At 37.7% G+C, this 24,940-nt stretch carries 26 protein-coding genes and 2 pseudogenes; 8 read left to right on the forward strand and 20 right to left on the reverse strand.

The window, feature by feature from the left end; all coding sequences use genetic code 11:
• Positions 1 to 206 precede the first annotated feature (206 nt).
• Genes R3F25_04625 through R3F25_04650 form a run of 6 tightly spaced genes read right to left on the reverse strand, consistent with a single transcriptional unit; the run spans position 207 to position 3,048 of the window.
• Positions 207 to 656: a molybdenum cofactor biosynthesis protein MoaE gene (locus R3F25_04625; GenBank protein ID MEZ5496099.1), complete on the reverse strand. Its 450-nt coding sequence runs from the start codon at positions 654 to 656 to the stop codon at positions 207 to 209.
• The gene (locus tag R3F25_04630; GenBank protein ID MEZ5496100.1) at positions 619 to 861 is read right to left on the reverse strand and encodes a MoaD/ThiS family protein; all 243 of its coding nucleotides are present in this window, start codon (positions 859 to 861) and stop codon (positions 619 to 621) included. Before R3F25_04630 ends, R3F25_04625 begins: the two co-directional genes overlap by 38 nt.
• Positions 858 to 1,331: a cyclic pyranopterin monophosphate synthase MoaC gene (gene moaC / locus R3F25_04635; protein ID MEZ5496101.1), complete on the reverse strand. Its 474-nt coding sequence runs from the start codon at positions 1,329 to 1,331 to the stop codon at positions 858 to 860. Before moaC ends, R3F25_04630 begins: the two co-directional genes overlap by 4 nt.
• 1 nt (position 1,332) lies before the next feature.
• The gene (locus R3F25_04640) at positions 1,333 to 1,824 is read right to left on the reverse strand and encodes a hypothetical protein (protein MEZ5496102.1); all 492 of its coding nucleotides are present in this window, start codon (positions 1,822 to 1,824) and stop codon (positions 1,333 to 1,335) included.
• Positions 1,821 to 2,330 carry a radical SAM protein gene (locus R3F25_04645; protein MEZ5496103.1) on the reverse strand — a complete coding sequence of 170 codons (510 nt, stop codon included), beginning with the start codon at positions 2,328 to 2,330 and terminating at the stop codon, positions 1,821 to 1,823. Before R3F25_04645 ends, R3F25_04640 begins: the two co-directional genes overlap by 4 nt.
• A complete protein-coding gene (locus R3F25_04650; GenBank protein ID MEZ5496104.1) occupies positions 2,320 to 3,048 on the reverse strand; it encodes a 3-deoxy-D-manno-octulosonic acid kinase in 729 nt (242 codons plus the stop codon). Before R3F25_04650 ends, R3F25_04645 begins: the two co-directional genes overlap by 11 nt.
• A 107-nt stretch (positions 3,049 to 3,155) precedes the next feature.
• Here R3F25_04650 and R3F25_04655 point away from each other — a divergent pair, with 107 nt between their 5' ends.
• The 4 genes from R3F25_04655 to R3F25_04670 all read left to right on the forward strand — a co-directional run bounded on the left by R3F25_04655 (position 3,156) and on the right by R3F25_04670 (position 5,122).
• Positions 3,156 to 3,290 (forward strand): hypothetical protein, encoded by a 135-nt coding sequence (locus R3F25_04655; protein MEZ5496105.1) that lies wholly within the window; start codon positions 3,156 to 3,158, stop codon positions 3,288 to 3,290.
• A complete protein-coding gene (locus R3F25_04660; GenBank protein MEZ5496106.1) occupies positions 3,283 to 4,314 on the forward strand; it encodes a glycosyltransferase family 9 protein in 1,032 nt (343 codons plus the stop codon). The genes R3F25_04655 and R3F25_04660 overlap by 8 nt, the downstream gene beginning before the upstream one ends.
• Positions 4,315 to 4,541: 227 nt before the next feature.
• The gene (locus tag R3F25_04665; GenBank protein MEZ5496107.1) at positions 4,542 to 4,790 is read left to right on the forward strand and encodes an AbrB/MazE/SpoVT family DNA-binding domain-containing protein; all 249 of its coding nucleotides are present in this window, start codon (positions 4,542 to 4,544) and stop codon (positions 4,788 to 4,790) included.
• The gene (locus R3F25_04670) at positions 4,784 to 5,122 is read left to right on the forward strand and encodes a type II toxin-antitoxin system PemK/MazF family toxin (protein MEZ5496108.1); all 339 of its coding nucleotides are present in this window, start codon (positions 4,784 to 4,786) and stop codon (positions 5,120 to 5,122) included. Before R3F25_04665 ends, R3F25_04670 begins: the two co-directional genes overlap by 7 nt.
• A gap of 294 nt (positions 5,123 to 5,416) precedes the next feature.
• Here the strand turns inward: R3F25_04670 and R3F25_04675 are convergent, their stop codons facing one another.
• Positions 5,417 to 5,734, reverse strand: a complete 318-nt coding sequence (locus tag R3F25_04675; protein MEZ5496109.1) for a hypothetical protein — start codon at positions 5,732 to 5,734, stop codon at positions 5,417 to 5,419.
• 207 nt (positions 5,735 to 5,941) lie between these two features.
• Between R3F25_04675 and R3F25_04680 the strand changes: the two are divergent.
• Positions 5,942 to 6,619: pseudogene (locus tag R3F25_04680) on the forward strand (IS256 family transposase).
• 459 nt (positions 6,620 to 7,078) lie between these two features.
• Here the strand turns inward: R3F25_04680 and R3F25_04685 are convergent.
• From R3F25_04685 to rsxA, 9 genes and pseudogenes are all read right to left on the reverse strand, one after another.
• Positions 7,079 to 7,327 carry a hypothetical protein gene (locus R3F25_04685; GenBank protein MEZ5496110.1) on the reverse strand — a complete coding sequence of 83 codons (249 nt, stop codon included), beginning with the start codon at positions 7,325 to 7,327 and terminating at the stop codon, positions 7,079 to 7,081.
• Between the two features lie 158 nt (positions 7,328 to 7,485).
• Positions 7,486 to 8,357, reverse strand: a pseudogene (locus tag R3F25_04690) (IS982 family transposase).
• Positions 8,358 to 8,612: 255 nt separating this feature from the next.
• Positions 8,613 to 9,593 carry an IS110 family transposase gene (locus R3F25_04695; GenBank protein ID MEZ5496111.1) on the reverse strand — a complete coding sequence of 327 codons (981 nt, stop codon included), beginning with the start codon at positions 9,591 to 9,593 and terminating at the stop codon, positions 8,613 to 8,615.
• A 459-nt stretch (positions 9,594 to 10,052) separates the two neighbouring features.
• On the reverse strand, positions 10,053 to 10,670 hold the full coding sequence (locus R3F25_04700; protein ID MEZ5496112.1) for an electron transport complex subunit E: 618 nt from the start codon (positions 10,668 to 10,670) through the stop codon (positions 10,053 to 10,055).
• The gene (rsxG, locus tag R3F25_04705) at positions 10,667 to 11,308 is read right to left on the reverse strand and encodes an electron transport complex subunit RsxG (protein MEZ5496113.1); all 642 of its coding nucleotides are present in this window, start codon (positions 11,306 to 11,308) and stop codon (positions 10,667 to 10,669) included. Before rsxG ends, R3F25_04700 begins: the two co-directional genes overlap by 4 nt.
• Positions 11,308 to 12,342 (reverse strand): RnfABCDGE type electron transport complex subunit D, encoded by a 1,035-nt coding sequence (locus R3F25_04710; protein ID MEZ5496114.1) that lies wholly within the window; start codon positions 12,340 to 12,342, stop codon positions 11,308 to 11,310. Before R3F25_04710 ends, rsxG begins: the two co-directional genes overlap by 1 nt.
• Positions 12,335 to 13,870, reverse strand: coding sequence for an electron transport complex subunit RsxC (rsxC, locus tag R3F25_04715; GenBank protein MEZ5496115.1), 1,536 nt, complete (start codon positions 13,868 to 13,870; stop codon positions 12,335 to 12,337). Before rsxC ends, R3F25_04710 begins: the two co-directional genes overlap by 8 nt.
• A complete protein-coding gene (gene rsxB, locus R3F25_04720) occupies positions 13,864 to 14,436 on the reverse strand; it encodes an electron transport complex subunit RsxB (GenBank protein ID MEZ5496116.1) in 573 nt (190 codons plus the stop codon). The genes rsxC and rsxB overlap by 7 nt, the downstream gene beginning before the upstream one ends.
• Positions 14,437 to 15,015 carry an electron transport complex subunit RsxA gene (gene rsxA / locus R3F25_04725; GenBank protein ID MEZ5496117.1) on the reverse strand — a complete coding sequence of 193 codons (579 nt, stop codon included), beginning with the start codon at positions 15,013 to 15,015 and terminating at the stop codon, positions 14,437 to 14,439.
• A gap of 87 nt (positions 15,016 to 15,102) precedes the next feature.
• On the opposite strand from rsxA, the gene R3F25_04730 reads away from it, so the two are divergent.
• Both R3F25_04730 and R3F25_04735 read left to right on the forward strand, forming a co-directional pair.
• Entirely contained in the window at positions 15,103 to 15,507 is a 405-nt protein-coding gene (locus R3F25_04730; GenBank protein ID MEZ5496118.1) for a group II truncated hemoglobin, read from the forward strand.
• A 137-nt stretch (positions 15,508 to 15,644) separates the two neighbouring features.
• Positions 15,645 to 16,163 carry a hypothetical protein gene (locus R3F25_04735; protein MEZ5496119.1) on the forward strand — a complete coding sequence of 173 codons (519 nt, stop codon included), beginning with the start codon at positions 15,645 to 15,647 and terminating at the stop codon, positions 16,161 to 16,163.
• Between the two features lie 242 nt (positions 16,164 to 16,405).
• Here the strand turns inward: R3F25_04735 and R3F25_04740 are convergent, their stop codons facing one another.
• The 3 genes from R3F25_04740 to R3F25_04750 all read right to left on the reverse strand — a co-directional run bounded on the left by R3F25_04740 (position 16,406) and on the right by R3F25_04750 (position 20,258).
• Positions 16,406 to 17,044 (reverse strand): alpha/beta hydrolase, encoded by a 639-nt coding sequence (locus R3F25_04740; GenBank protein MEZ5496120.1) that lies wholly within the window; start codon positions 17,042 to 17,044, stop codon positions 16,406 to 16,408.
• A gap of 9 nt (positions 17,045 to 17,053) precedes the next feature.
• Complete coding sequence (gene aspS, locus R3F25_04745; protein MEZ5496121.1) at positions 17,054 to 18,832, reverse strand: aspartate--tRNA ligase; 1,779 nt, start codon at positions 18,830 to 18,832, stop codon at positions 17,054 to 17,056.
• Between the two features lie 208 nt (positions 18,833 to 19,040).
• Positions 19,041 to 20,258, reverse strand: coding sequence for a putative porin (locus R3F25_04750; protein MEZ5496122.1), 1,218 nt, complete (start codon positions 20,256 to 20,258; stop codon positions 19,041 to 19,043).
• Between the two features lie 220 nt (positions 20,259 to 20,478).
• On the opposite strand from R3F25_04750, the gene phoR reads away from it, so the two are divergent.
• Positions 20,479 to 21,774, forward strand: a complete 1,296-nt coding sequence (phoR, locus tag R3F25_04755; protein MEZ5496123.1) for a phosphate regulon sensor histidine kinase PhoR — start codon at positions 20,479 to 20,481, stop codon at positions 21,772 to 21,774.
• A 9-nt stretch (positions 21,775 to 21,783) separates the two neighbouring features.
• Here phoR and R3F25_04760 read toward each other — a convergent pair whose 3' ends face one another.
• Positions 21,784 to 24,933, reverse strand: a complete 3,150-nt coding sequence (locus R3F25_04760) for a carboxypeptidase regulatory-like domain-containing protein (GenBank protein MEZ5496124.1) — start codon at positions 24,931 to 24,933, stop codon at positions 21,784 to 21,786.
• Between the last annotated feature and the right edge of the window lie 7 nt (positions 24,934 to 24,940).

Raw genomic sequence — 24,940 nt, forward strand, 5'->3', positions numbered from 1 at the left:
ACTCCATTGATAAAAGCTATAACGCAGAGATGAGAATTTAGTGGCTTCCCTAATTTATTGATATATTGATGAAAGGTTTAAGTTTATTCACCTTTATACTGTGTTATCAGTATTCGACTTAGAATGACTAAACCATCATTCTAATGTCTTGTCGGAATAAATAAAATTAAACTGATGGAGGATATAATACTGCAAGGTTAATATCGTTATTCCTGTTCCACCCAACCGGACTCACCATCGGTCCAGTGTTCATTTTTCCAGATGGGAACTCTGGATTTGACTTCGTCAAGTATGTATCGACATGCTTTGAAGGCGGCATCACGGTGTGCGGCGGAAACGCCAACCCAAACAGCCATATCACCGATAGCCAATGTTCCGATTCGGTGAGTGCAGAGAGCTTTTTTGATGGAAAATTTTTCAAAAGCCTCTTGGATAATTTGATTACCTTCTTTTTCAGCTAATTTTGTGTAGGCCTCATAAGCGAGTTTTAATACCGATTTGCCTTGATTGTGATTTCTCACCCAGCCTTCAAAACAGACAAATCCACCGCATTCGTCATCCAGAGCTTGCTTTTTTAATTCGCTATCGTTGATTGGATTCTCGCTGAGACGAAACACTTCAACCTCCTGAAGCCGGTGGCAAAAAGGCGATTTCATCACCATCTTCAATCGCTGTTGACCAATCGCAGAATTCATCATTTATGGCAACTTTAATACTGGGTTTGAAAGGTTCTGATGAAGCGAATTTTAGCAATTCGATATATAGCTCTTCAATATTATTGCTTTCGGTTTCTAAATCCAGATGATTATTTTCCCAAATTTCTTTGAGCTTTCCAAAAAACAAAACTTTTATATTTTTCATAAGGTTATATCTGATTTTCCACCGGTTTTCTTAATCAGTTTAGTTTCAGTAATGACCATATCATGTGACAATGCCTTACACATATCATAAATGGTTAATGCCGCAACGCTGGCACCGGTCAGTGCTTCCATTTCCACACCGGTTTTATGATGCAATGAAACCTCACAAGTGATTTCTGCATTTCCATCGCTGTTAGTGATGATGTTGATTTTACATTTTTCGATAGCTAGTGAGTGACAAAAAGGAATCAATTCATGAGTTTTCTTGGCAGCCATCACTCCGGCAATAATTGCGGTGTGATACACCGGTCCTTTCTTTGTTACTAATTCATCGCCTTGGAAATATCTTTTGATTTCATTAGGGAAAATAACGGTGCAGGTTGCAATTGCAGTACGCTTAGTAACGCTTTTATCACTGACATCAACCATTGTCGGGTTGTTATTTTTGTCGATGTGGCTTAAATCTGTCATTCTATCCCCCGATTACATACATTTCGATTTTATCTTTGCCTGTTTCAATTTGGTGTCTGAGTTCGCTGTAACGATCATCTCTGGCTTGCCAGATTTCAGCTATCTTTTGAGAAAGTAAATCCGCATGATTGGTTCTTAAGTATTTTCTGAGGTCATGTGATTGATGAGAAAATAAGCAAGTATAAAGTTTTCCGTCAGCGGAAATACGGGCTCGGGAACAGTCCTGACAAAACGGCTTGGAAATTGAAGTGATAAAGCCTATTTCTCCTTCAAAATCCTTGTATTTATAACGACTGGCGACTTCACCTTTATAGTTAGGGTTGAGTGGCTCAATTTTCCATTGTGATTCAATAATCTGAATGATTTCTTTAAAACTGAGGACATCATTTAACTGCCAGTCATTTTGTTTCCCACATCCGCCTCTCGATAAAACGTACCACAACATTGGTGTTTTGATATTTTTCAAAAGCGGAATGATTTGGTTTTCATTCACTCCGGCGAATCACACAATTCCAGTTTTACACTTTTAAGAGAGGAGTTTCGTGCCGCTTCGATCGCATTGAGAACAATATCCAGTTGACCTTTTTCGCCGGACATTTGGTGATAAAGTTGCGGGTCTAAGCTATCAATGCTGATATTGACTCGATCCAATCCGGCTTTTATCAAATCCGGTAATTGTTTCTCCAGCAGTAAACCATTGGTGGTTAAGGCAATATCCTCAATGGATTTGATTTCTTTAATTTTGGAAATTAGTTGATCGAGATTTTTGCGTAATAAGGGCTCTCCGCCAGTGATGCGGATTTTATTGACGCCATAGTTCGCAAATACCGCGACAATCTTTTCGATTTCATCAAAACTCAAACGTTCATCAGGTTTTAAAAATTGGTAATTATCATCAAATTTTTCTTTTGGCATACAATAAGGACAACGGTAATTGCAAGTATCCATCACCGAAATTCTTAAATCCCGTATGGGTCGATTGAGTTTATCAACTAACATTGAGCGCAGAAAAATAGGATTGTTTGAGGGACTTCCACTTTTTATGGTTTTCAGTTTGATGGCTCTCGTCAGTCAGTTTATCTATTGACCTCTTTAAACGCTTAAGATTCGCTTTTTGCCATGATTTTTTTGGATTTTTAATGCTGCAATTATCAAAATCAATGAGATAAATTTTGTTGGTTTCGTTCTCAATCAGTATATTATGAGCATTCAAATCAGCATGATAAACATTTTTTTGGTGAAACAATGCAATGGTTTTTCCAATGGAATTCCAAATTTCAATATTGCTATCGGTATTTAGCAATTGTGAAAATACCTGCGTATTTGGGATGTATTCAATCAAAATATTTGCCTGATAAAACAAGCCTTTTTTACAGGATTGAGCCGCAACCGGTTGTGGAGTAGGCAGTTCCAGTTGCTGAAGTTTTTGCAATAAGCGAAACTCTTTGAAACTTCGGGTTTTATCCAAAGATGACCAAAAATACTTATCTTTATTGAATTTGGCAGGCACACCACCTCGATAATAATGCCTGAGCATCATTTTTGTATTTCCTGATTTCACCATCCAGGCTGATCCACGTCCGCTGCTCGCTCCTAACAACCGACCGTTGTTGAGCCAGAATTTATCATCAAACCATTCGGCTGTGACGTCATCTTTCAGCTCATCTTTGGCAATAATCCAGCAAGTCCCGGATTTTTTTACAAGGCTTTCTGACATACAATTCAGATAAGAAATAAAGCAGACAAGGATAACATATTTTGGAAAAATTTGATAAATCTATGCTAATATACATGGCTTTTTTAACACTCGGGATTGAATAATTTATGGGTCACTCAAAGGTCATAATTGCTATTGTTGTCACTATTGTGGTGGTGAAATTAATTGCTGTTCATCTGTATTTGCGCACAAAAATCAATCAATCCGATTCCCAAAAAGACCAATCTTCAAAGGATGATTAACTCCATTTGCATTCTGCGTTTATCTGCCATCGGTGATGTGACACATGCTTTACCGGTGATTGCCACTCTGCAAAATCGCTTCCCTAACGCCAAAATCACCTGGATTATCGGCAAAATAGAATATAAATTGATGAAAGGGTTGAAAGGTGTTGAGTTTGTATTATTCGATAAATCCAAAGGCTCAAAAGGCTATAAAGAAGTTAAAGAGCAACTGAAAGATACCACTTTTGATGTTTTGCTACAAATGCAATACTCTTTTCGTGCCAATCGTTTGGCATGGAAAATTAAAGCCAAACAACGCGTTGGGTTTGATAAAAAACGCTCCAGAGAATTTCACAGTTACAAATTGACACACCGAATTGCCGCTGTAGAAAAACAGCACGTCCTTGATAGTTTTATGGAGTTCACCAAAGTTTTAGGTGTGAAAGAAAAAGAATTTATCTATCAATGGAATATTGAAACCGAAGCGGATGATCAGAAATTTGTTAATCAATACATTCAGAAAGATAGAAAAAATGTAATTATCAGTCCTTGTTCCAGTAAAAAAACTCGGAACTGGTCTGTAGAAAACTATGCAAAAATTGCTGATTATTTGGTCGAAAAATATCAGGCTCATGTGATAATTTGCGGAAGCCCTTCTCCCTATGAGATTGAAATTGCAGGGGAAATTGAAGAGTTATGCAAACATCCGGTGACCAATATCGCCGGAAAAGACACCTTGAAACAATTGTATTTAATGATGAAGTCGGCTGATTTAGTGATTTCTCCAGATTCCGGTCCGATGCACATTGCCAATGCCGCCCGAACACCAGTGATTGGATTGCATATAGCGACTATATCAAAAAGAAGCGGAGCCTATAATTATCCGAATCTTGCAATCGATGTGTTTGATCAAGCCGCTGGTTTGGTTGGAAAAAATCCTGAAAAAATCCGTTGGGGCGGACAAGTTGTCCACCCTGAGGCAATGAATCTCATCACTCAGGAAATGGTGAGAGAAAAGATTGATTTGGTTCTGGGTGTATAGACCGCATCCCGTCATTCCGTACTAGCGTTAGCGTGATACGGAATCTCAGTGGGAATCGTGGTAACTTTTGTATCGCAAAGAAGACGCAAAGGTACGAGAAGTTTTTATTAGACATTTCGAGCGAGTAAATTCATAATTTTCCGTCATTTCTGTAAAATCATAATATTACTCTTGAATATCTAATTATAATGTATATACTTGAATATACATAAAAACAGTAAATCAATATGCTTACAAAAATCCAGAAATGGGGAAATAGCCAGGGAATCAGAATTCCGAAAATTATCCTTGAAAGCTCTCTGATTGAGCTTGGTGAAGAGGTGGATATTTCTATTGAGAATGGAAGGATTGTTTTAACCCCAACAAAAAGGATTCATGGCCGGTTTGCGATTGCTGATCTGGTTGCTGAAATGCCAAAAGAATACAACATATCTGAAGAAGATTGGGGTGAATCTGAAGGAAAGGAAGAATGGTAAATTACATTCCTGAAAAAGGTGATTTTGTAGTTCTGAACTTTAATCCTCAATCCGGTCATGAACAAAAAGGGAAAAGACCTGCATTGGTTATCAGTAATCAGCATTTTAATCAAGCTACCGGATTAGCTGTTGTCTGCCCATTAACCAATACAAACAGAAGAATTCCATTTCATTTAGATGTATCGCAAACGACTACACTTACGGGTTTTATCATGGTTGAACAAATGAAATCCGTGGATTACAGAGCCAGAAGAGCTAAATTTATCGAAAAAGCTGATAAATATCTACTTAATGATGTCTTGAGTATTGTGGATGCTTGTATTTATCAGTAGCAATGATTTACTAGTATGACGCATTGTGAATTATGGCTTTATTTGTAATTTAATTTCAGTAACGCAAAGTTCGCCAAGAAAACGCAAAGAATAAATCGAACTGTCATTCTGAGGAACGAAGTTACGAAGAATCTTAAGATATTGAAAATTACGCCAATTTCAGGAGATTCTTTGTTTTTGGCTTAGGATGACAGCATATATTACGATGGATTATAAAAATATCAAAAGAATGTTGGGCTTCATTGCATTCAGTGCAAGCCTACGTGCTAGTTCGACTAATCAGATGTCATTGGATTAGTTGTTCTTACCAGAGGTTGTTTTGGTTTTAGATTCAATGGCTTTAATTATTTTATCCAGTTTTTTTCCATCTTCTTCTAATTTGGCTATTCTTTTTTCTACTTCGGCTATTTCTTTTTCTACTTCGGCTATTTCTTTTTCTCCTTCGGCATTTTCTTTTCTAATAATATCCATACTACAACCCGATTCCAGCTTTGCTTGTTCTTTTGTTGTTTCTCCTTTTTTTACCATTGTTCTGCCATCAATCACACCATTATGATTGAAATCACATTGAGCCAAAAGCTCTGGATTTTCCGGAGTTTCGGCTTGTGACATTGAAGAAAAACAAATAAAAAATAAACAGATTGAGAGTAAATACTGAGGAGTTTTGTACATTATAACTGAATTTAGATGATCTAACGAGTTTTAAATTTTAAATGCCATGTATCGTTATGTCAAAGATTTTTATATCTTTCACATTAGCTCAGGATGACAGATTTTTTAATAATTCTCGTAGATACTGTCTTAAAGTTCGACAAGACCGAAAAAGTAATCAACAAGTCCGTTTATCTTGCTTTGGGCGTTAATATGGAAGGTCATAAGGAGCTTTAGGCATGTGGCTTGCTGAAACTGAAGGTGCCAAATCCTGGCTGGGAGTCCTCACAGAATTGCAAAACAGAGGCGTTAAAGATATTCTCATTGCTTGTGTTGATGGATTAAAAGGTTTCCCGAAGCCATTGAGACTGTTTATCCTGATACACAAATCCAGCTGTGTATCGTGCACATGGTGCGCAACTCCATCAAGTATGTTCCATACAAGGATTACAAGGCAGTTACAGCTGATTTGAAGAGCATTTATAAATCCATCACAGAAGATGAAGCTTTGCTTGCATTGGATGAATTCTGTTCCAGTTGGGACGGTAAATATCCACAGATTGGCAAATCATGGAGAGCAAACTGAACAATCTCAAACACCTTTTGACTACCCTGAAGATATTAGAAAAGTCATTTACACCACTAAATGCGATAGAATCACTCAATAGTGTTATCAGAAAGGTGATTAAAAAGCGTAAGATATTCCCTACTGACGATTCTGCCAAAAAGGCGATATTTTTGGTTGTAAAGAGGCCTCCGCAAATGGACTATGCCCATTCGCAACTGGAAGCCTGCTTTGAATCGTTTTGTGATAGAATTGAAAATCGCTTAGGTGATTATTTATGAGCGCAGATACACAGAATTGTTTACAGGCTCTAGCAATGATTTACTAGTATGACGCATTGTGAATTATGGCTTTATTTGTAATTTAATTTCAGTAACGCAAAGTTCGCCAAGAAAACGCAAAGAATAAATCGAACTGTCATCTTGAGGAACGAAGTTACGAAGAATCTTAAGATATTGAAAATTACGCCAATTTCAGGAGATTCTTTGTTTTTGGCTTAGGATGACAGCATATATTACGATGGATTATAAAAATATCAAAAGAATGTTGGGCTTCATTGCATTCAGTGCAAGCCTACGTGCTAGTTCTGACTAATCAGATGTCATTGGATTAGTTGTTCTTACCAGAGGTTGTTTTGGTTTTAGATTCAATGGCTTTAATTATTTTATCCAGTTTTTTTCCATCTTCTTCTAATTTGGCTATTCTTTTTTCTACTTCGGCTATTTCTTTTTCTACTTCGGCTATTTCTTTTTCTCTCCTTCGGCATTTTCTTTTCTAATAATATCCATACTACAACCCGATTCCAGCTTTGTTGTTCTTTGTTGTTTCTCCTTTTTTACCATTGTTCTGCCATCAATCACACCATTATGATTGAAATCACATTGAGCCAAAAAGCTCTGGATTTTCCGAGTTTCGGCTTGTGACATTGAAGAAAACAAATAAAAAATAAACAGATTGAGAGTAAATACTCGAGGAGTTTTTTTGTACATTATAACTGAATTTAGATGATCTAATGAGTTTTAAATTTTAAATGCCATGTATCGTTATGTCAAAGATTTTTATATCTTTCACATTAGCTCAGGATGACAGATTTTTTAATAATTCTCGTAGATACTGTCTTAAAGTTCAAGCATTACCCGTGGTGCATTTAGGCAATTTTACTTTTTAAATTGTTAATATTACGATTTTCAGAGTGGTTGATAAATTGAATTACAGTTAAAGCCGTTAACTTTGAAAGTATTCCCGATTTGAACCCATCAAATGTTTTTGCATAATTCCTGCGAATCATAAATTGGTCGCAAAGCTGAGAAAACAAAGTCTCAATTCGTTTCCTGTTCTTGAAAGTATCCAATGCATCTTTCTGAAGTTAAACTGATTTTTACGCATAGGAACCTCCAGCCTAATTTCCCTCGTTTCAAATAAATCAAGTTGAATGCTATGACTCAGGCAACTTTATCACCAATTAAATAACAACTTTAAGCTGTTCTTTAACATCATTCAGATAATGGATGTCGTGGACATTAGCCGGTGTCAAATCAAATCCTTTGAAAACACCGGCAGAAGAGCATACTGAATGAAGTTTGTATCCATAGAAGCTCATTTTTGAGATGCACAATACCCATGATTGGGTGATGAGTTCATATCCTCTTTGCAGATTGTTGACCTAGCGGCACGGCTCATTTTGCAGACCTCCAAGGGCATACTGTCGATGACAAAGTGCTTGTCATCGCCAATCATTGCCTCTGCCATTTTCTTCCTAACTTGTTCAATATAAAGGAATAATCCACGCTTTCTTCTGTTATATACGGTTCTTTCAATTTTATCCAGAAGGTACTGAGGCAGTTTGTTAAACAAGTCTCTTTCGGAGTCAATCTCTTAGGTATTCTGATGTAATATTGATTGCAATTAACTCAATATCGCTTAGTTTTGGAGTTCTGTTTGATTTAAAAGTTCTTTTGGGGGTTCACTTTAGTGCAATGTATTTAATATTTTGGTATAACTAGATTCTAAGTTACTCATTTTGTAGTGTATTTTGGATGTTGAGAATCCTAAATATACACGGCTTTTGCTAATGAGTAACTTACTTTTTTAGCTTTTTGCTAAATGCACCACGGGTAAGCATTATATCAAATTATTTGTCAGCTACAGAACAACCATGGGGCTCTGCTCCAAACCCCGAAGTATTTATAAAACAAAAGCAAGTTATGTTACAATGTTTATGTGGTACAGGCAGAAGTGCCAATGACTATAGAACGGAAGCAAGGGCAAACTATTTTAGTTTGCCTTGCATTTTTTATAATTTGGATTAAATGCAGTTTCCGATTTCAAAACTCCATAAGAAAGAACTAGCAGCTTCCTCATTACAGCACAAATTGCTACTTTCTTGGGTTTACCTTTGTTTATCAATTTGTCATAAAAGTTGATAAGAATTGGATTGTATTTCGAAGCAACTATAGCTGGCATGTATAAAGATTTACGTAGTCGTTTATGACCCATTTTTGATAATCTAGAGACCTTCAGACTAGTACCAGAGTTTTCAATAAAAGGGTTGATACCTGCATAACTGGTTACTTGCCCAGATGTCGCAAATAAAGAAATATCACCAAGATATGCCAATATTGACCAAGCTGTTATTTCTCCAATTCCATCAATTGTAATCAATAGTTTTACCTGTTTTTTTAGAATCAAATCTTGATTGACACATTCTTTTATTGAGTTTTTAATGACCTTTATTTGTTTTTCAAAGTGCTTTATTGTTTGCTTTATGAATTTAACGGAGACTTTATCTAGGGTTGATTCTAAATGATTAACTTCTTGTATTTTAAGTAAATTTACTTGTTCTAATCGAGTAACTAGAGCTTGTAGTCTTTGAAAGTACTTGCTTTTTAGTGTATAAAGATAATTCTCAATTCCACCTTCATTTTGAAGGTTTTTACAGTATTGTGCAATACATAATGAATCAGCTTTATCTGTTTTGTTTCGATTCATTTTCATTCGTGCATAGTTCTTTATTTTGTAAGGGTTGGAAACAATAGTCTTGTATTTTTTCTTAACTAAAAAAGAAGCCAAGTGTGCGCCATAAACTCCTGTTGCTTCCATACAAATATAATTTTCTGTTTTAAATGATTTTATCCATTTATGAAAAAGAAAAAAACCTTGTGAGTTATTTTTAAATTTCTTATGACTTGATTTATTATCAAGTAAAGCAGTTACATCAAATGTTAATTTAGAAATATCAATACCAAAATAAATCATAATTTATCCCTCAGTGAGCTATAATATTGCTGGTGATTGAATAATTAACTGCCATACATTCTTGTAACTATTCGTGCTATAGCCGCTAGCTATGCACAAGATACCGTTCGTATTTATGGTGGTTAATGTAAGGGGTAGGTGTTAATCTACATAACAGATTCTCAATGATCTAAGGTTGGCGACAACATCTTTACCCCTTTATTCAATTGCCATTGAATAGTGTAACCCAATTGCTTGTTATTACACACATTTGAATGATACAAGGTTGGCGCTGAATGCAATGAAGCCCAACATTTCGGTAAATGTATTGGGTCTTGTAAATTCAACCTGAGTTTTTTAGATTCTTCGGCTCGTTTCACTCGCTCAGAAAGACAGCATTATTTTATAATCTCTGTGTCGCTCCGTGTCTCCTCTGTGAAACTCTGTGTTCCTTACACAATAAACCTTTGCTTTACACAACTACTTCTGCAATTTATTCTTTACAGCTACCAAAATCGCCAAAACAAAAAAAGCTCCCGGTGGCAATATGGCTATCAGAAATCCTTTATATTCCCCAATGAGTTTTAAGTTGATGACACGACCAAATTCACCAAAAAGTAAATTGGCTTGCGAGAATAGGCTGCCTTGACCGATGATTTCCCTGATAGCACCGATGATGAATAAGACCAATGCAAACCCCAAAGCGGTGAAGAATCCATCTTTCATCGATAACCACAGACCATTTTTCGAGGCAAAACTTTCGGCACGGGCGATGATGATGCAGTTGGTTACAATCAATGGAATAAATATCCCAAGTATCAGATAAAGTTCGTGAAAATAGGCATTCATAAACATTTCCAACGCGGTCACTACGCTGGCAATAATTAACACAAATAGAGAAATTCGTATCTCTTTTTTGGTGATTGGTTTGATGATGGAAACCAATGAGTTCGTGACTGTCAGGGTAAATATGGTTGCAATTCCCAAACCTAAGGCGTTAATTGCAGAGTTGGAAACAGCCAAAAGAGGGCATAAACCTAAAAGCTGGACGAGAGCAGCGTTGTTGTCAATTAAACGCTCTTTGATAAATCCGCTCATGATGATTTCTCCTGATTAATACTTGAAACATCCATGTTTTGAAATTTTGCTTTGTGCGTTTGGTAATAATCCAATGCCTGTTTGATTGCTTTCACAATGGCTCTGGGTGTGATGGTTGCGCCGGTAATTTGATCGAATTCACCACCATCTCTTTTGACATTCCATCGTTTTGGTTGAGGGTTGCTTAGTGATTTTTGCGGAAATTGTTTGAGCCAGTCACTTCTCGTAGCGATAACCAAATCCCCAAGACCGGGAGTTTCGTGTTGTTCAATGATTTTAACTGTAGTAATTTCACCATTCGCTTTGATTCCAACCATGATATCTATATCACCGGAATAACCATCTCTGGCTGTTACAGGAATGGCAACAACTGAAAGTTGGTTGTTTTGCAGTCCCAGATAAACAGTTTGAGGTTTTCTGTGACCTAATAATTCGGGTTCATAAATTTCAATAACCGACTCAACTAAATTGTTATCATGCAGTTGAATTGGGATTAAATCTTCCAGACTTTTTAATAATAATTCGGTCTTTTGTTGTTCAATTCTATCATGTGTCAGATTTTCGCTGAGCATTAAAAGTCCTGCTGTCAGCATTGTAACCAGACTGAGAATGAGTGGAATTTTGATAAAATTTGACATTATTTCTGACCGTAGGCTTTTGGAATGGTTAACCGGTCAATCAATGGTGCGGATAAATTCATCAACAACACACCGAATGCGACGCCGTCAGGGAAATTTCCGAATTCACGAATCAGAACAGTCATTACTGCCACACCGATGGCGAAAATAATTTGGCCTTTAGGGCTGGAACATCCTGAAGTTGGGTCGGTTGCAATAAAAAATGCACCCAACATCAATCCACCGGTGAATAAATGCTGAAGAGGGCTGATATAACCATCCGGATTGTAGAGATAAAAAGACAGAGCAAACAAAACAGTCGCAATAATAATTGTTGTCGGTACACGCCAGCTGATGATATTTTTCAGTATCAAAAACACACCACCAAGTATGTACAATGACGATATCCATTCCCAAGCCAAGCCACCAAGTTTTCCAAACTCAGGTTGTGCTGAAATTTCAGTCATTGTCAGTTCCTGACGCAAACCGTTTTTAATACTGTCAAGCGGAGTTGCCTGAGTTAATGTATCAAACTCAACATTTGCAGGAAAACTTTGAGTAAAAACAGCGGATAACACTTCAGAAAAGCTCATGTCATATAAAGCGATTGAATGAGGAGCCAGCCACATTGACATGGATTGTGGGAATGAAATTAAAACGACCGCAAAACCTACCATTGCCGGGTTGAAAATATTTTGTCCCAAGCCGCCGTATAAATGTTTGGCAACAACAATCGCAAAAAACATCGCTATTAAACTAATCCACCACGGAGCCAGAGGAGAAATACACAAAGCAAATAATATTCCGGTGACAACTGCTGATAAGTCAGAAATAAAGAGCCCGACAGGTTTTTTAAGTAGCTTCAGACTGATAATTTCAAACAAAAGTGCGAAGAATACACTCAAAGTTATTTGTAAAACGATACCAAATCCAAAGAAATAGACATAAGCAATTATGGCGGGAATCAATGCAAGAAGAACATGCAACATCACATTTCTCACACTGTTTTTCGTATGAATATGTGGTGCATGAGTTGTGGCTTTAGGATTATTCATCACCTTTTTCCTTTTGTTGTTTTGCCAGTTTTGCTCTTTCCACACTCGCCTGAATTTCCATTTTTATCTTTTCAGGATCTCGTGCAGTGGTGCTTCGGGTTCGTTTGCGTTTGTTCATGCGTTCTTGTTTGAGTTGTTCCAGTCTGGCTTCACGATTTTCGTGTCTGAGTTTGGCAGCATCGGATTTGTTCTTTTTGTAATCCAGATATTTCAATTCAGCTTTAGCGTATTGATAATATTGCACTAAATTGATTTGACTCGGGCAAACCCACGAGCAAGCTCCGCATTCGATACAATCAAAAAGATGATGTTCACGGGCTTTTTCCAGATTTCCGCCATTGATGTACCAATGCAATTGCTGAGGTAATAGTTCAGCCGGGCAAACACTGACACATTCTCCGCAACGGATGCACGGCATCGTTGGAGATTGTGGTTTTGGTTTTTTCGACATCACCAAAATGCAGTTTGTGGTTTTTTCAATTCCTGCACTGAGTTCCGTAACTGAATAACCCATCATTGGTCCGCCGATGATGACCTCATCACTGTCTTGGATATTACAATTCACTGCTTGGAGAATATGGTTTATCGGTGTGCCGATAGGAATTATAAAATTTTGTGGTTTAGAAATCCTGTCACCGGCAACAGTTACAATTCTTTGAACTAATGGCTTCGATTCGTTGCAATAGTCGGCAAGTGCTTTGATTGTGCCGATATTTTGCACGATAATACCTAAATTAAGTGGCAAACCTCCGGATGGAACGTCTTTTCCCGTAAGGACTCTAATCAGCTGTTTTTCACCTCCGGTTGGATAAATGGTTGGAACTTTTACAGCCGATACCGAAGATAGTTTTCTTTGAGTAATAATTTCATTGAGCTTGGGCTCGATTTTTCCGGTTTGATCTTCAATGGCGATGATGGCTCGTTTGGCGTTTGAGGCTTTCATCATTAAATCAATTCCATCAAACAGTTGTTCAGGAAATGAAAGCATTAGTTGAGCATCACAACTGATATATGGTTCACATTCAGCTCCATTAACGATGAGTGTATGGATTTGATTGTTTTCGTTATATTTCAGATGTGTTGGAAATCCGGCTCCACCCATACCCAATAATCCGGCTTGACGAATTTGTGTAATAATTTCAGAGGGTGTTAATGATTTATTATTTTCGATATCTATAGATTGCAACCATTCTTCTTTACCATCAGTAGTAATTTCAATAACAGGGTTGAGTTTTGCTGTTGGGTTTGCCGAGATTCTTTCAGAAATATCAGTCACCACTCCGGAACCGGATGCATGAACATAAACACCACTCTTGTTCTGAGGCTCTGCAATAATTTGTCCTTTTTTGACAACTTCACCAATATTTACAACTGGTATGGCGTAATTTCCTTTGCCAACTTCCAGAGAAATATATAATTTTTTTGCAAGTGGTAATTCGGACAATCCATTTGTCAACGAATCGGATTTGTGGTGCTCCAGTACAACGCCACCATGAAATTGATACAATGTTTGAGTTTGTCCTACCATTGTTGTGATTCCGCTATAGTGGCAAAAAGTTTGGGTTTTTCAAGTCGTGAAATATATTGAGGTAACGGCATTGGAATCTGAATAATGCAATCAACGGGACATACAGGAATGCACAAATCACAACCGGTACAGGCATCTGTAATGACCGTGTGCATTTGTTTGGCAGCTCCGACAATGGCATCAACAGGACACGCTTGAATGCATTTTGTACAGCCAATACAGTCTTTCTCTACGATTTCGACAATCATATCAACCGGGTCTTCACTACCATTTTCCGGGTTTAATTCTAAAACCTCCACATCCAGTAAAGCAGCCAGCTTTTTGATGCCTTCTTCACCGCCGGGTGGGCATTGATTGATTGGAGCTTCTCCTCCGGCAATTGCTGTTGCATAGGGTTTGCAACCAGGATAACCACACTGACCGCATTGAGTTTGTGGCAAAATGGCGTTGATTTGTTCAACAATCGGATTGCCTTCGACCTTGAATTTTTTCGAAACCCACATGACAAGAATACCGAAAAATAACGATATGACTGAAATGATTAATAAACTGATGAGAGAGTCCATTTATCTCACCATTCCTCCAAACCCCATAAATGCTAAAGACATTATTCCGGCAGTTATCAAAGCAATCGGTGTCCCTTTGAAGGATTCAGGCACATTTGCCATTTCCAGTCGCTCACGAATTGCAGAAAATAGCACTAACACTAAAGTAAAACCGATAGAGGCACTCAAACCAAAAACAGCAGACTCAATTAGATTGTTTTGTTGCTGAATATTGAGTAAAGCGACGCCGAGAACGGCACAGTTGGTTGTGATTAAAGGTAAAAATATTCCCAAGACCTGATAAAGCAAAGGTGATGTCTTATGCAAAATAAGTTCAGTAACTTGAACAGTTACAGCAATAACGAGAATAAAACTGAGAGTTTTGAGGTATTCAATTTCAAGCGGAATTAACAAATAAGTATGGATAAAATAACTGACAATAGACGATAAAGTCAGTACAAAAGTTGTTGCCAATCCCATACCCAAAGCGGATTCATATTTATTGGAGACTCCCATAAACGGGCATAATCCCAAAAACTTCACCAAAACAAAGTTGTTGATAAAAACCGCACTAATAAATATGAAAAATAACTCCGACATAAATTGATAACTGAATAATTGACCGCATATTTTAACGGTTCTTCAAAGAAGAAAGTATAATATTTGTCAAACTAGTGAGATTTTTTTATGCAGAGATATGGTGAGTTGGATGCTTCTTACAAAGCTGCCGGTGAAGAGCAGGGCATTCGTAAATTGGTTGATGAGTTTTATCAGCAGATGGAAACTTTGGAGCGAGGACAGCACATTCGTTCCATGCACACAGAATCTTTGGAAGTGATTAAGGACAAATTATCTTTGTTTTTAATGGCATGGTTGGGAGGCCCGAAAATCTATCGCCAGAAATATGGTGGTATATCGATCCCGATGGCACACAAACATCTGGTTGTGACAGAACAGGAAAGAGATGATTGGTTGTATTGCATGCAAGTAGCTTTGAAAAAACAAGACTATGCCGAAGATTTCAAAGAATATCTAATCAAACAATTATCAGTTCCTGCGGAAAGAATTAGGCAGGTTTCGAGGGATATATGATTAATTAATCCCTTTTTTATGCCATACGGATCAAGTAGAACTCACTTATTTAGGTTATATTTTGAAAAATTATTGTTTAATAATGAAATAGTAGAAAAAATGTGATTTAATTTACAATTTGACAATAGGTATTAGGTATGAAAAAAAATAAAAATTTAACTTCTTTGCTATCTATGGTGTTGGCTATATTTTTTAGTTTTAGTGCAATTGCTACAGATGCAAATAATACTTCCGAGTTATTATCACCTTCTAATAAACCACAGCCGGTTATTTTAGGGACAAATAATTTGCCGACAATATTTGCAGCAAATAACGGTGGCGATCCTGGTGGTGGCATCTATTTTGATCTTGAAAACGTAGGTAGTGAAGCAATCGTAATTAACAGTTGGGATGTTAATACAGAGGATCAGACAACTGTTAATGTATGGACAAGGCCAGGTACTTATGCTGGGTTTGAAACTACTACTACCGGTTGGACTTTACTCGGAACCGATAGCACTGTAGTGGCTCAAGGTGTTGACACACCAACGTCAGTTGCTGTTGGTGGTCTTATCATTCAACCTGGTGAAGTTTATGGTATTGCTATGGAAGGAGATGGTTCATGGATTTATACAAATGGTGATGGTACTAATCAGGTTTATATCATGGTGTTTTAGAATTAAGAGCCGGTAGTGCGAATAATATCGCATTTAATTCTGGTGTCTTCAGCCCAGAGTATGGAATGGTGTTGTTTACTATGGTCCTGCAGGTCCACCACCTGTTATTCCAAGTTTAAGTTTCTGGGGTTTGATGTTATTGGTATTAACGTTAATCGCTTTTTCTTATTCAAGATTTTATAGAAATAACTAATCAGGTTTGACATAAAAGAATAAAAAAGCCCGAGGTTTAATAAATAACCTCAGGCTTTTTTATTTTTTACGATATTTGTTGTGAGAAATTCAATAATTAGTTTTTTCACTTCTTTATGAAACAACATTCTGAAATGATTGGTGTTTACTGATGTATGTTTATCAATCCAATCAGCTTGGGTTTCAACAAGAGCAACAGTGCCATCGTTGGGTTCGGGAAGCTTTGTTACCAATTTGGCTATGCCAATGCCATTAGATGTTCCTGCAATCATGCAGGAATTTCGGAAAATTTCAGGATTCACAACGCCATTTTCAAGCGGTTCTTGAGCGTGTTTCAGCATCCAGCGACTCCACCTTTTTTTTGACATTGCTTTTGCAGCCTGAGAACCATTGATTGGAGATCCTAGCATCACCAGTTTTCCTTGTTTACGAATGTTTGGCATTGTTCTCATTGAAAGAATACCACCCATTGAGTGAACAACCAGATGTACTGTTTTCTCTGAAACTGAATTCACAAAGGATTGTAATTTCAACATGTTAAAACTAAATGGTCGGGTGCTGGTTTTCCATCCAAAACGATAAACTTTGTATCCTTGGTCTTCTAACGAACGTGCAATCGAAAAGAATGTCCAGCGACTCATCCAAAGTCCATGAACCAAAACGACAGCTTGTTGTTCGGTATTTATCACTTAACTGCGTTATTCTTCCTCAACTTCGGGATATATTGCTTGCACATGAACTTCTTCAAGTTGATTAGCAGGGATTTCCGAAGGTGCAGATGTTAAGCTACAGCTCGCTGATGATGTTTTTGGAAATGCAATGACATCACGAATCGATTCAACTCCGCACATCAAAGCCGCCATTCGATCCAACCCCAATGCAATACCCCCATGTGGAGGGCAACCATAATTTAACGCTTCCAACAGGAATCCGAATTTAATCTCTGCGTCCTCTTTAGAAATTCCAAGTAAATCAAAAACGGCTGATTGAATATCTTGATTATGAATACGAATTGAACCGCCACCAAGCTCAACCCCATTCATGACGACGTCATAACCTTTGGAAATAGCTTTTCCGGGGTTATCTCTGAGAGTTTGTTCATCACAAATTGGAGCCGTGAAAGGATGATGCAAAGCATCCCAGCGTTTTTCATCAGAATTGTACTCAAACATTGGAAAATCAACGACCCAAAGCGGTTGCCAACCCTCTTTGACTAATCCCAAGTCTTTGCCAACTTTTAGTCTTAATTCACCCATATATTGGGAAACCGTGCTGTAATCACCGGCGCCGAAAAACAGAATATCACCGTTTTCAGCTTGAGTTTTCTGTAAAATAGCATCAATGGCATCATCATCGAGAAACTTTACAATCGGAGATTGTAAGCCATCACGACCTTTTTCTTTCTCATTGACTTTAATCCAGGCTAAACCTTTAGCACCAAAACGGCGAACATAAGGGTCATAATCGTCTATTTGTTTACGACTCATTTGAGTTCCACCTTGTGGAATTTTCAACACACAAACACGACCGTTTTCATCATTTGCCGGACTGGAAAAGACTTTGAACTCCACATGTTTGACAGTTTCTGCGACATCAACTAATTGTAAGTCTATTCGTAAATCCGGTTTGTCTGAGCCATATAAATTCATCGCATCGGCATAAGTCATGCGAGGAAAAGGATTTGGTAAATCAACATCCAGAACATTTTTATAAGCGTCACGAACCATATTTTCAGCTAAATCTTGAACATCTCTTTGGTCAACAAATGCCATTTCGATATCAAGCTGCGTGAATTCCGGTTGACGATCCGCACGCAAATCTTCATCACGGAAGCAACGAGCGATTTGATAATATCTGTCCATTCCTGACATCATCAATAACTGTTTAAACAATTGCGGAGATTGTGGCAAAGCATAAAATTTAGCTTGCTGAACACGCGAAGGAACTAAAAAGTCGCGCGCTCCTTCAGGAGTTGCTTTGGTGAGGATAGGGGTTTCAATATCAAGAAAGTCCTTACTATCGAGATAATTTCTCAAACTTCGTGTCAGTTTGTTACGCAAACGGATATTTTTTTGCATTTGCGGACGACGCATATCCAAGTAGCGATATTTCAGTCGAATCGCTTCACCAACTTCTTCATCCAACATGAATGGTAATGGTTTGGATTTGTTTAATACTTCGTATTTATCAACCACAACCTCAATTTTGCCTGATTTGAGGTTTGGATTTTCCTGTCCTTCCGGACGATTACGAACCTGACCTTTAACGTGTAAACAATATTCATAACGAGCATCTTCAGCAATTTTGAAAGCTTCGGCATTATCCGGCTCGACAACGACCTGTAAGATTCCGCTATGATCGCGTAAATCGATAAAAATCACACCACCATGATCACGGCGTTTATCGACCCAACCACAAACTTCAACTTGTTGATTTAACTTTTCTTCTGTTACATTTCCACACAGATCGCTTCGCATTGATATTTCCACATTGTTAAAACTAAACGAACCGGCAATTTTACCTTTTCCAGATTTTTTTGATAGTTTTTGCTGTTAAATTGTTTAATTAAAGGTGAATTTTTAAAGAAAAAGACAATCGTACTAAAATAGTAAGCCTATTGGTGTTTTATAAACAAAAATGCCCGCAGAGGTTTGCAGGCATTTTGTAACTATGAGTCTGGTATTTTTACTTAAATTTCGCAATGAAGTCCAGTTGCAAACGGTCGTAATCCGTTTGTGTTGGTTTGCTTTGTCCGATTTCAGAGTCGATGTATGTCAGTCCTAAAGAAATATTTTTCATCAGACCATAACCGGCTTTTAGCAGATAACCGCGTGAATCAGTGTTACCGCCAGCAAAGTCGGAATCGTTAAAAGTGCCAATTAAAGCATCCGCTTCAGTATCTAAGTAGGCAAGTCCCATATCCCATGAACCGGCATCGCTAACTTTACCGAGTTTAAAACCTAAAGTGTAGGCAGTATCTAAATCATCAGCTGCGGTATTTTTGTAGTAATTTCCATAAACGGAGAATGGTAATCCGGAAATCTTGGTTTTCAACTCAGCAAATAATTCAGCTGTATTGAAATCATTCGCTAATCGACCATTTGCATCCAGAGTGTTGCCTTTGGCATTGCCGTCATATAGCGGAGTTTCGCCTTTAATATTTTGATAATCGTAGTATCCAACACCGGCATTGAAGTCAACTGAGTCTGATAAATCATGTGAGAAAACCAATTGCCCGCCAAACATTAACGTGTCATCTGTTGAACTTCTTTCTTCAACAGCCATTCCAACCAATGTTGCGTTCACTAAACCTTCAGTGTAATTTAAAGCGAAACCTTCAGGATTCAAGTCGCTATCCCAAAGGATTGGATTTTTTCCTGGGATATAGAATGGATTTTTCATCTTACCACCTGATAATTTCAGGCTATCAGAGAATTTATAATTGAAATAAGCTAAATCCAGACGTAAATCCTTAGTGGAGAACCCTCCATCCAATGACTGATTGGTTGAAACCGGATCATCGCCACCACTTGCCATTCCCAATGTAAAGTCAAGGTTATCATTGACTTGCATATTCATGTTAGCTCTCAGTCTGATACGATTTCTTTGACGGATTTCCCGACCTTTTTGATCGATATACTCGTATCTGTCTCTAATATCGGCACTGAATTTGACTCTGTCAGCCCACGATGATTTGCTATCTTTCTTTTCAACTTTCGCAACTTCCGGTGCTTCGGGTTTTGGAAGTGTATTTTCAGCTGTTTTTGCTTCCAGTTGTTCGATTTTTTCTGTCAATAATTTAACTTGTTGCTTTAACAATTCGAGTTCAGCGGCAGTATCGCTGGCATAGCCTTGTTGACTTAAAACAGCCAAAATTGAGGCAAGTAATATTTTATTTTTCATGATGATGTTGATGTGCTTCTTGGAAAGTTGGAATTTTAATTGAGGAATATGACATTTCTGTTACACAAATGAAATAATGCAATAAAAATGAAATACAAATGTCAGCTAAATTTAACAAATTTCATGAGATGTTAATATTCTGTCTGTTGATTAAATATTTCCTCAATAATTTTTCCGCGAAACATAGGCTTAGATTTATATTGATATAGAATACGCATCTATGCAAAAAAACTCCTTTGGTAAAGAATTAGCATTTGGTATTGTTTTTATTTTGATTGCAATACTAAGCGGTTTGACAACGTCCTATTGGATGCTGTCTTTTTTTCTGTGGTCAGTTGTTTATATTCTGTGGAAATGGGTTGAGTTTTATTATTTTTACAAGTGGTACATGAATGGTGCTAAACTTGGAAAAGCTCCTTTATCCAGTGGAATCTGGGAAGATTTATCGACACAAGTCATCAAGAATAGAAAACACAATAAAAAAGTTATCAGTGATAATAAGCATTTGCTTCATCGGTTTAATGTGACAGCACAAGCATTGCCTTATGCGACAATACTGGTTAACAACCAATTGGAAATAACCTGGTGCAATCATCAGGCGCAAAAACTGTTAGGAATTTTTCCACACAAAGATTATGGTTCTCGTTTGGACAATATTATCAGAGCTCCCGAGTTTGTAAACATGCTTCACTCCGAGAGTGATAGTGAGGAAATCAAACTGGACAATCCATTGGATGATAGCAAAAAAGTTCATCTCAAACGAATTAAGCTTTCGGGAGATAGCTTTTTGATTGTCGGCAGAGATATCAGTGAGCAGGAATCCTTGCGAAAATCGCGTAAAGCCTTTGTCGATAATGCATCGCATGAGTTGAGAACACCTTTAACGGTTATCACCGGATATCTGGAAATGTTATTGGGAGCAGATGATATTGCCAAACATTGGAAAGCCGGAATCAATAATGCCAAGTCTCAGGCGGATCGGATGGAGAGAATCATTTCTGATATGCTCAAACTCTCCAGCATGGAGCATGAGCGTTATCTGGAACGGAGTGATGAAGTTATAAATATGCCGGAATTATTGAATACTGTATTTAACGATATAAAAAACAGTTCCGGGGCTGAGCAATACGAACTGTTGGCAGAGATTGATTCTGAGCTGGATATATTTGGTGATGAAGAAGAAATTGTGGGCTTGGTTTCCAACTTGCTCAAAAATGCAATCAATCATAATCCCAAAGGCACTCAAATTCGTCTGACTTGGTTAGCGCAAAAGGATAGAGCATTGTTATCAGTCTGTGACAATGGTCGTGGAATTGATGAAAAACACATACCGCATCTAACCGAGCGATTTTATCGAATTGATAACTCCAAAGATAAAAATTTCAACTCAACAGGTCTGGGATTAGCAATTGTTAAACAAATTTGCCAAAACCACGAAGCCGAATTAAATATTCAAAGCAAGCTCAACGAGGGAACTTGCTTTAAAGTGGAGTTTCCGCAAATTCGAATTTGTTGAGACCTCTGTTTAAAAAATATCGTAATCAATACTGATACTGAAAGTTCTACCCTTGGTGAATTTTCTGGTCACTTCATCACCTTGTAAGAAAATCACTTCATCATCCAATAAATTCGTTGCTTTGATTTTAAATTTGAAACGGTCAAAAAGCTTTTTGGAAATCACTAAATCAAGTTGATTGAAAGGTTGTTCATAAATATCCGGTCTTCCGCTGGTACCTGCTTCTGAAATTCTTTCTCCAAAGATGTTATAAAGCAAAGACACACTTAAATCTTTATCAAGATTGTCATAACCAAGTTGCAAATTACCGACATAAGGCGACTGACCTTGTAATGGTCTGGAATTGTTGGTTTGACCGCCGGGACGATCGGTTCCAAGAACAATTTCTGATTCGATATAAGCGTAATTTCCGCTAATGTAAATATCTGACCAGAAATCATGCTCAGAAAAACGATTCATAAATGATAATGTTTTATAAACTTCCAGTTCAACACCATAGTTTTCCGCTGATTCGGCATTATCAAAACTGATGATTCTTGATGAACCGGGCAAAATTATCATTTCAATGGGATTGAAAAATTGTTTGTAAAACAAACTGACTGAAACAAATTCGGATTCTGAAAAGTATTTATCCCAACGCAAATCATAGTGTTTGATAGAGCCTGCCAATAAATCCGGATTACCAATCACATTTCTATCCAAAACCGGGTCTTTAAACTGTGCAGGAGATAATTCTTTAAAATCGGGTCGGGTGGCCGTTTCAGAATAATTAAGTCTTAATTGATTGTCTGCCGGAAGAAATAACGCGGAAGAAAACGCCGGATAGTAGGACTTATCCTCAAGTGATGCAGTGACTGGATTTTGATCCGGGTCGAATAATTTAAACGTAGTTACCGATTGATTAACATTTTCATGCCTCATTCCCAATGATATGTTTAATAATTCTTTGTATGAATAATCGACGCCCAGATATTTGGCTTTGGTATCCAGATTGGCAAAGTAGTTATCAGTTGCTCGTGTGACCTCTTGCAGTTGATAACCGTTTGGTGCGATAAATTCTGGCGATAAAATACTTTCCAAATCCAGACTGCGATCAATTTGATTGACTAATGAACCAACGTCTTCAAAAACAAAGCGGCGAATATCAGAGTTTCTGTCTTTATAAACCCAGTTTTGACCAAATTTTAAAGCGATGTCGTGATTATCTTTAATTGAAAATGGTAAAGTGAGGTCATAACGGATATTTCTGCTTAAATCTTCCAATTCTCTCCAAACTCTAGAATTACTGTCATTGCGGGTTGAAAAGATGAAATCGCCTTCTTCTCGACGATCATAACGATAGATTCGGTTATCCGGTTCATCAAATTTTGCTTGAGAATCAGTAAACTGCCAATCGAACTTCAAATTACTGATTTCAGGAAAAACATGTTCTCCAAAATACTGTGAAGAACTCAGTTCACGCTCTGTCCAGCGGATTTCGTAAATGCGTCTGGAGTTCCCTAAATCTTCGTTGTAGCCCTCGGCAATTTCAGCAAAATCACTGCTATTTCTTAAAACCATATAATTTGCAGAGACCTTGTTGTTTTCAGAAAACTCGATTCCTGAAGTTAGAAAAGCACTTAAATCAACTCCCCTGCGAGTGGTTTGTGATAATTCTTCACTATCAAGAACCAAAGTATCACCCGAAGAAACAATAAAATCACGTCGCAATTCCGAACGGGTTTGGTAAGAAGATCCATAATCTAACGCCGAAGAAAATCCAAGAACCACACCGGATTCGAGGTCTTTTCTCATACCTCCGGCAAGGCTAAATCCGCTGTTTGGGTCAATCTTTTCATTGTGGAGGTTGTAGTTGTTTGATAATGACTCGCCGATTTGCTCCAGAATTTCGGGTTCATAACCTCCTGGTACAAAAGGATTGCTAGGTCTTAATTCCGTTCCTCCGGCAATGGCATCATAAAGAAGTTGAGGAATATCTCTGCTACCGTCATCTCTTCCTAGCCAATCATTGCTACCACCGTCATAGGTAAGCCCGTCCTTGCCGGTTGTTTGGGTGTTGTGACCGTATGATAGTCCCAAATTTAAAAAATTCTCTTCGGGAATGCTGATCGTTTTAAGAGTTACCGTTCCACCGCCAAACTCTGCCGGTAAAGATGCAGAATAGCCTTTTTGGACTTCGATACTTCTTATAATTCCTGTTGGGAATAAATCCAGAGGCACAACTCTTCGAGTCGGATCGGGACTTGGAAGATTAGCGCCATTCAGTAATGTGCTTGAATATCTTTCTCCTAAACCTCGAACATAGATAAACTTACCATCGACCAAGGTTAAACCGGTGACCCGTTTCAATGCTCCGGCAGCGTCCGAATCACCGGATTTGGAGATTTGTTCCATACTCAGATAGTTGGCAACCGAGTTGTTTTGTTTTCTCTCTTCAAGCACAGAAGCTAATGAACCCTCGATAAAAGGAGCAATCACAACAAACTCAGGAAGTTCGGTTCCGCTGGGTGTGAGTTCAATGACTAAATCGGTTAATCCGCCTTCGGAAATTTCAATGTTGGGTTTCAGCGTGCTGTTGAATTTCGCATGAAGCACACTGAGGTTGTATTTTCCGCTTAATAATTCGGTGCTAAAGAAACCTTTTTCATCGGTGACTAGGTTACCTGAAATTCCGCTGATGTAGATTCGGGCATTAGCAATTGGTTTTTGGTTTTCGGCTGAAATAATTTGACCACTGAGTTTGGTCATAATACCTGTGGATTCATCGGTGCTTTGCACAAAAGTTGTATCCGCTTGATTGTCAGATTGTTTGGAAGATTCCATACTGATATCAGCAGATTCTTTTTCTTTGATATCAACCAGCAATTGAACGATTTCACCGGCTGAAACTTCAAGAGTGTGTTGATAGATTTCATCTTCTTCACTTTTGAAAGTCCAAGTGTGACTTCCGGGTTTTAATTGTATTTTTGTGTTACCAAAATTGTCTGTTGTGCCGATGATTTTGTCATTCTCGACAATATTAATTAAATAAAGCGGGTCACCTTTAAAAAATACGAATACAGAAATACTGGCGTCTTTGTTATCAGAGCCAAATGCTGTTGAAGTTTGTATCAAGGCGAAAGACAGAGCCAATAATACGATTTTTAATTGTTTAATCATTTTTTTA

The organism is Gammaproteobacteria bacterium (assembly GCA_041395445.1).
Classification (GTDB): Bacteria; Pseudomonadota; Gammaproteobacteria; order Xanthomonadales; family Marinicellaceae; genus NORP309.

Excerpts from the sequence above, each read along its gene's own strand:
- R3F25_04750 (MEZ5496122.1), bottom strand. The coding sequence starts at position 20,258 with ATGAAAAATAAAATATTACTTGCCTCAATTTTGGCTGTTTTAAGTCAA.
- rsxC (MEZ5496115.1), bottom strand. The coding sequence starts at position 13,870 with ATGGTAGGACAAACTCAAACATTGTATCAATTTCATGGTGGCGTTGTA.
- R3F25_04645 (MEZ5496103.1), bottom strand. The coding sequence starts at position 2,330 with ATGTTAGTTGATAAACTCAATCGACCCATACGGGATTTAAGAATTTCG.
- phoR (MEZ5496123.1), top strand. The coding sequence starts at position 20,479 with ATGCAAAAAAACTCCTTTGGTAAAGAATTAGCATTTGGTATTGTTTTT.
- R3F25_04650 (MEZ5496104.1), bottom strand. The coding sequence starts at position 3,048 with ATGTCAGAAAGCCTTGTAAAAAAATCCGGGACTTGCTGGATTATTGCC.
- R3F25_04695 (MEZ5496111.1), bottom strand. The coding sequence starts at position 9,593 with ATGATTTATTTTGGTATTGATATTTCTAAATTAACATTTGATGTAACT.
- R3F25_04730 (MEZ5496118.1), top strand. The coding sequence starts at position 15,103 with ATGCAGAGATATGGTGAGTTGGATGCTTCTTACAAAGCTGCCGGTGAA.
- aspS (MEZ5496121.1), bottom strand. The coding sequence starts at position 18,832 with ATGCGAAGCGATCTGTGTGGAAATGTAACAGAAGAAAAGTTAAATCAA.
- R3F25_04675 (MEZ5496109.1), bottom strand. The coding sequence starts at position 5,734 with ATGTCACAAGCCGAAACTCCGGAAAATCCAGAGCTTTTGGCTCAATGT.
- rsxG (MEZ5496113.1), bottom strand. The coding sequence starts at position 11,308 with ATGTCAAATTTTATCAAAATTCCACTCATTCTCAGTCTGGTTACAATG.
- R3F25_04655 (MEZ5496105.1), top strand. The coding sequence starts at position 3,156 with ATGGGTCACTCAAAGGTCATAATTGCTATTGTTGTCACTATTGTGGTG.
- R3F25_04700 (MEZ5496112.1), bottom strand. The coding sequence starts at position 10,670 with ATGAGCGGATTTATCAAAGAGCGTTTAATTGACAACAACGCTGCTCTC.
- R3F25_04660 (MEZ5496106.1), top strand. The coding sequence starts at position 3,283 with ATGATTAACTCCATTTGCATTCTGCGTTTATCTGCCATCGGTGATGTG.
- moaC (MEZ5496101.1), bottom strand. The coding sequence starts at position 1,331 with ATGACAGATTTAAGCCACATCGACAAAAATAACAACCCGACAATGGTT.
- rsxA (MEZ5496117.1), bottom strand. The coding sequence starts at position 15,015 with ATGTCGGAGTTATTTTTCATATTTATTAGTGCGGTTTTTATCAACAAC.
- rsxB (MEZ5496116.1), bottom strand. The coding sequence starts at position 14,436 with ATGGACTCTCTCATCAGTTTATTAATCATTTCAGTCATATCGTTATTT.
- R3F25_04665 (MEZ5496107.1), top strand. The coding sequence starts at position 4,542 with ATGCTTACAAAAATCCAGAAATGGGGAAATAGCCAGGGAATCAGAATT.
- R3F25_04735 (MEZ5496119.1), top strand. The coding sequence starts at position 15,645 with ATGAAAAAAAATAAAAATTTAACTTCTTTGCTATCTATGGTGTTGGCT.
- R3F25_04670 (MEZ5496108.1), top strand. The coding sequence starts at position 4,784 with ATGGTAAATTACATTCCTGAAAAAGGTGATTTTGTAGTTCTGAACTTT.
- R3F25_04625 (MEZ5496099.1), bottom strand. The coding sequence starts at position 656 with ATGAAATCGCCTTTTTGCCACCGGCTTCAGGAGGTTGAAGTGTTTCGT.
- R3F25_04760 (MEZ5496124.1), bottom strand. The coding sequence starts at position 24,933 with ATGATTAAACAATTAAAAATCGTATTATTGGCTCTGTCTTTCGCCTTG.
- R3F25_04685 (MEZ5496110.1), bottom strand. The coding sequence starts at position 7,327 with ATGTACAAAAAAACTCCTCGAGTATTTACTCTCAATCTGTTTATTTTT.
- R3F25_04710 (MEZ5496114.1), bottom strand. The coding sequence starts at position 12,342 with ATGAATAATCCTAAAGCCACAACTCATGCACCACATATTCATACGAAA.
- R3F25_04630 (MEZ5496100.1), bottom strand. The coding sequence starts at position 861 with ATGAAAAATATAAAAGTTTTGTTTTTTGGAAAGCTCAAAGAAATTTGG.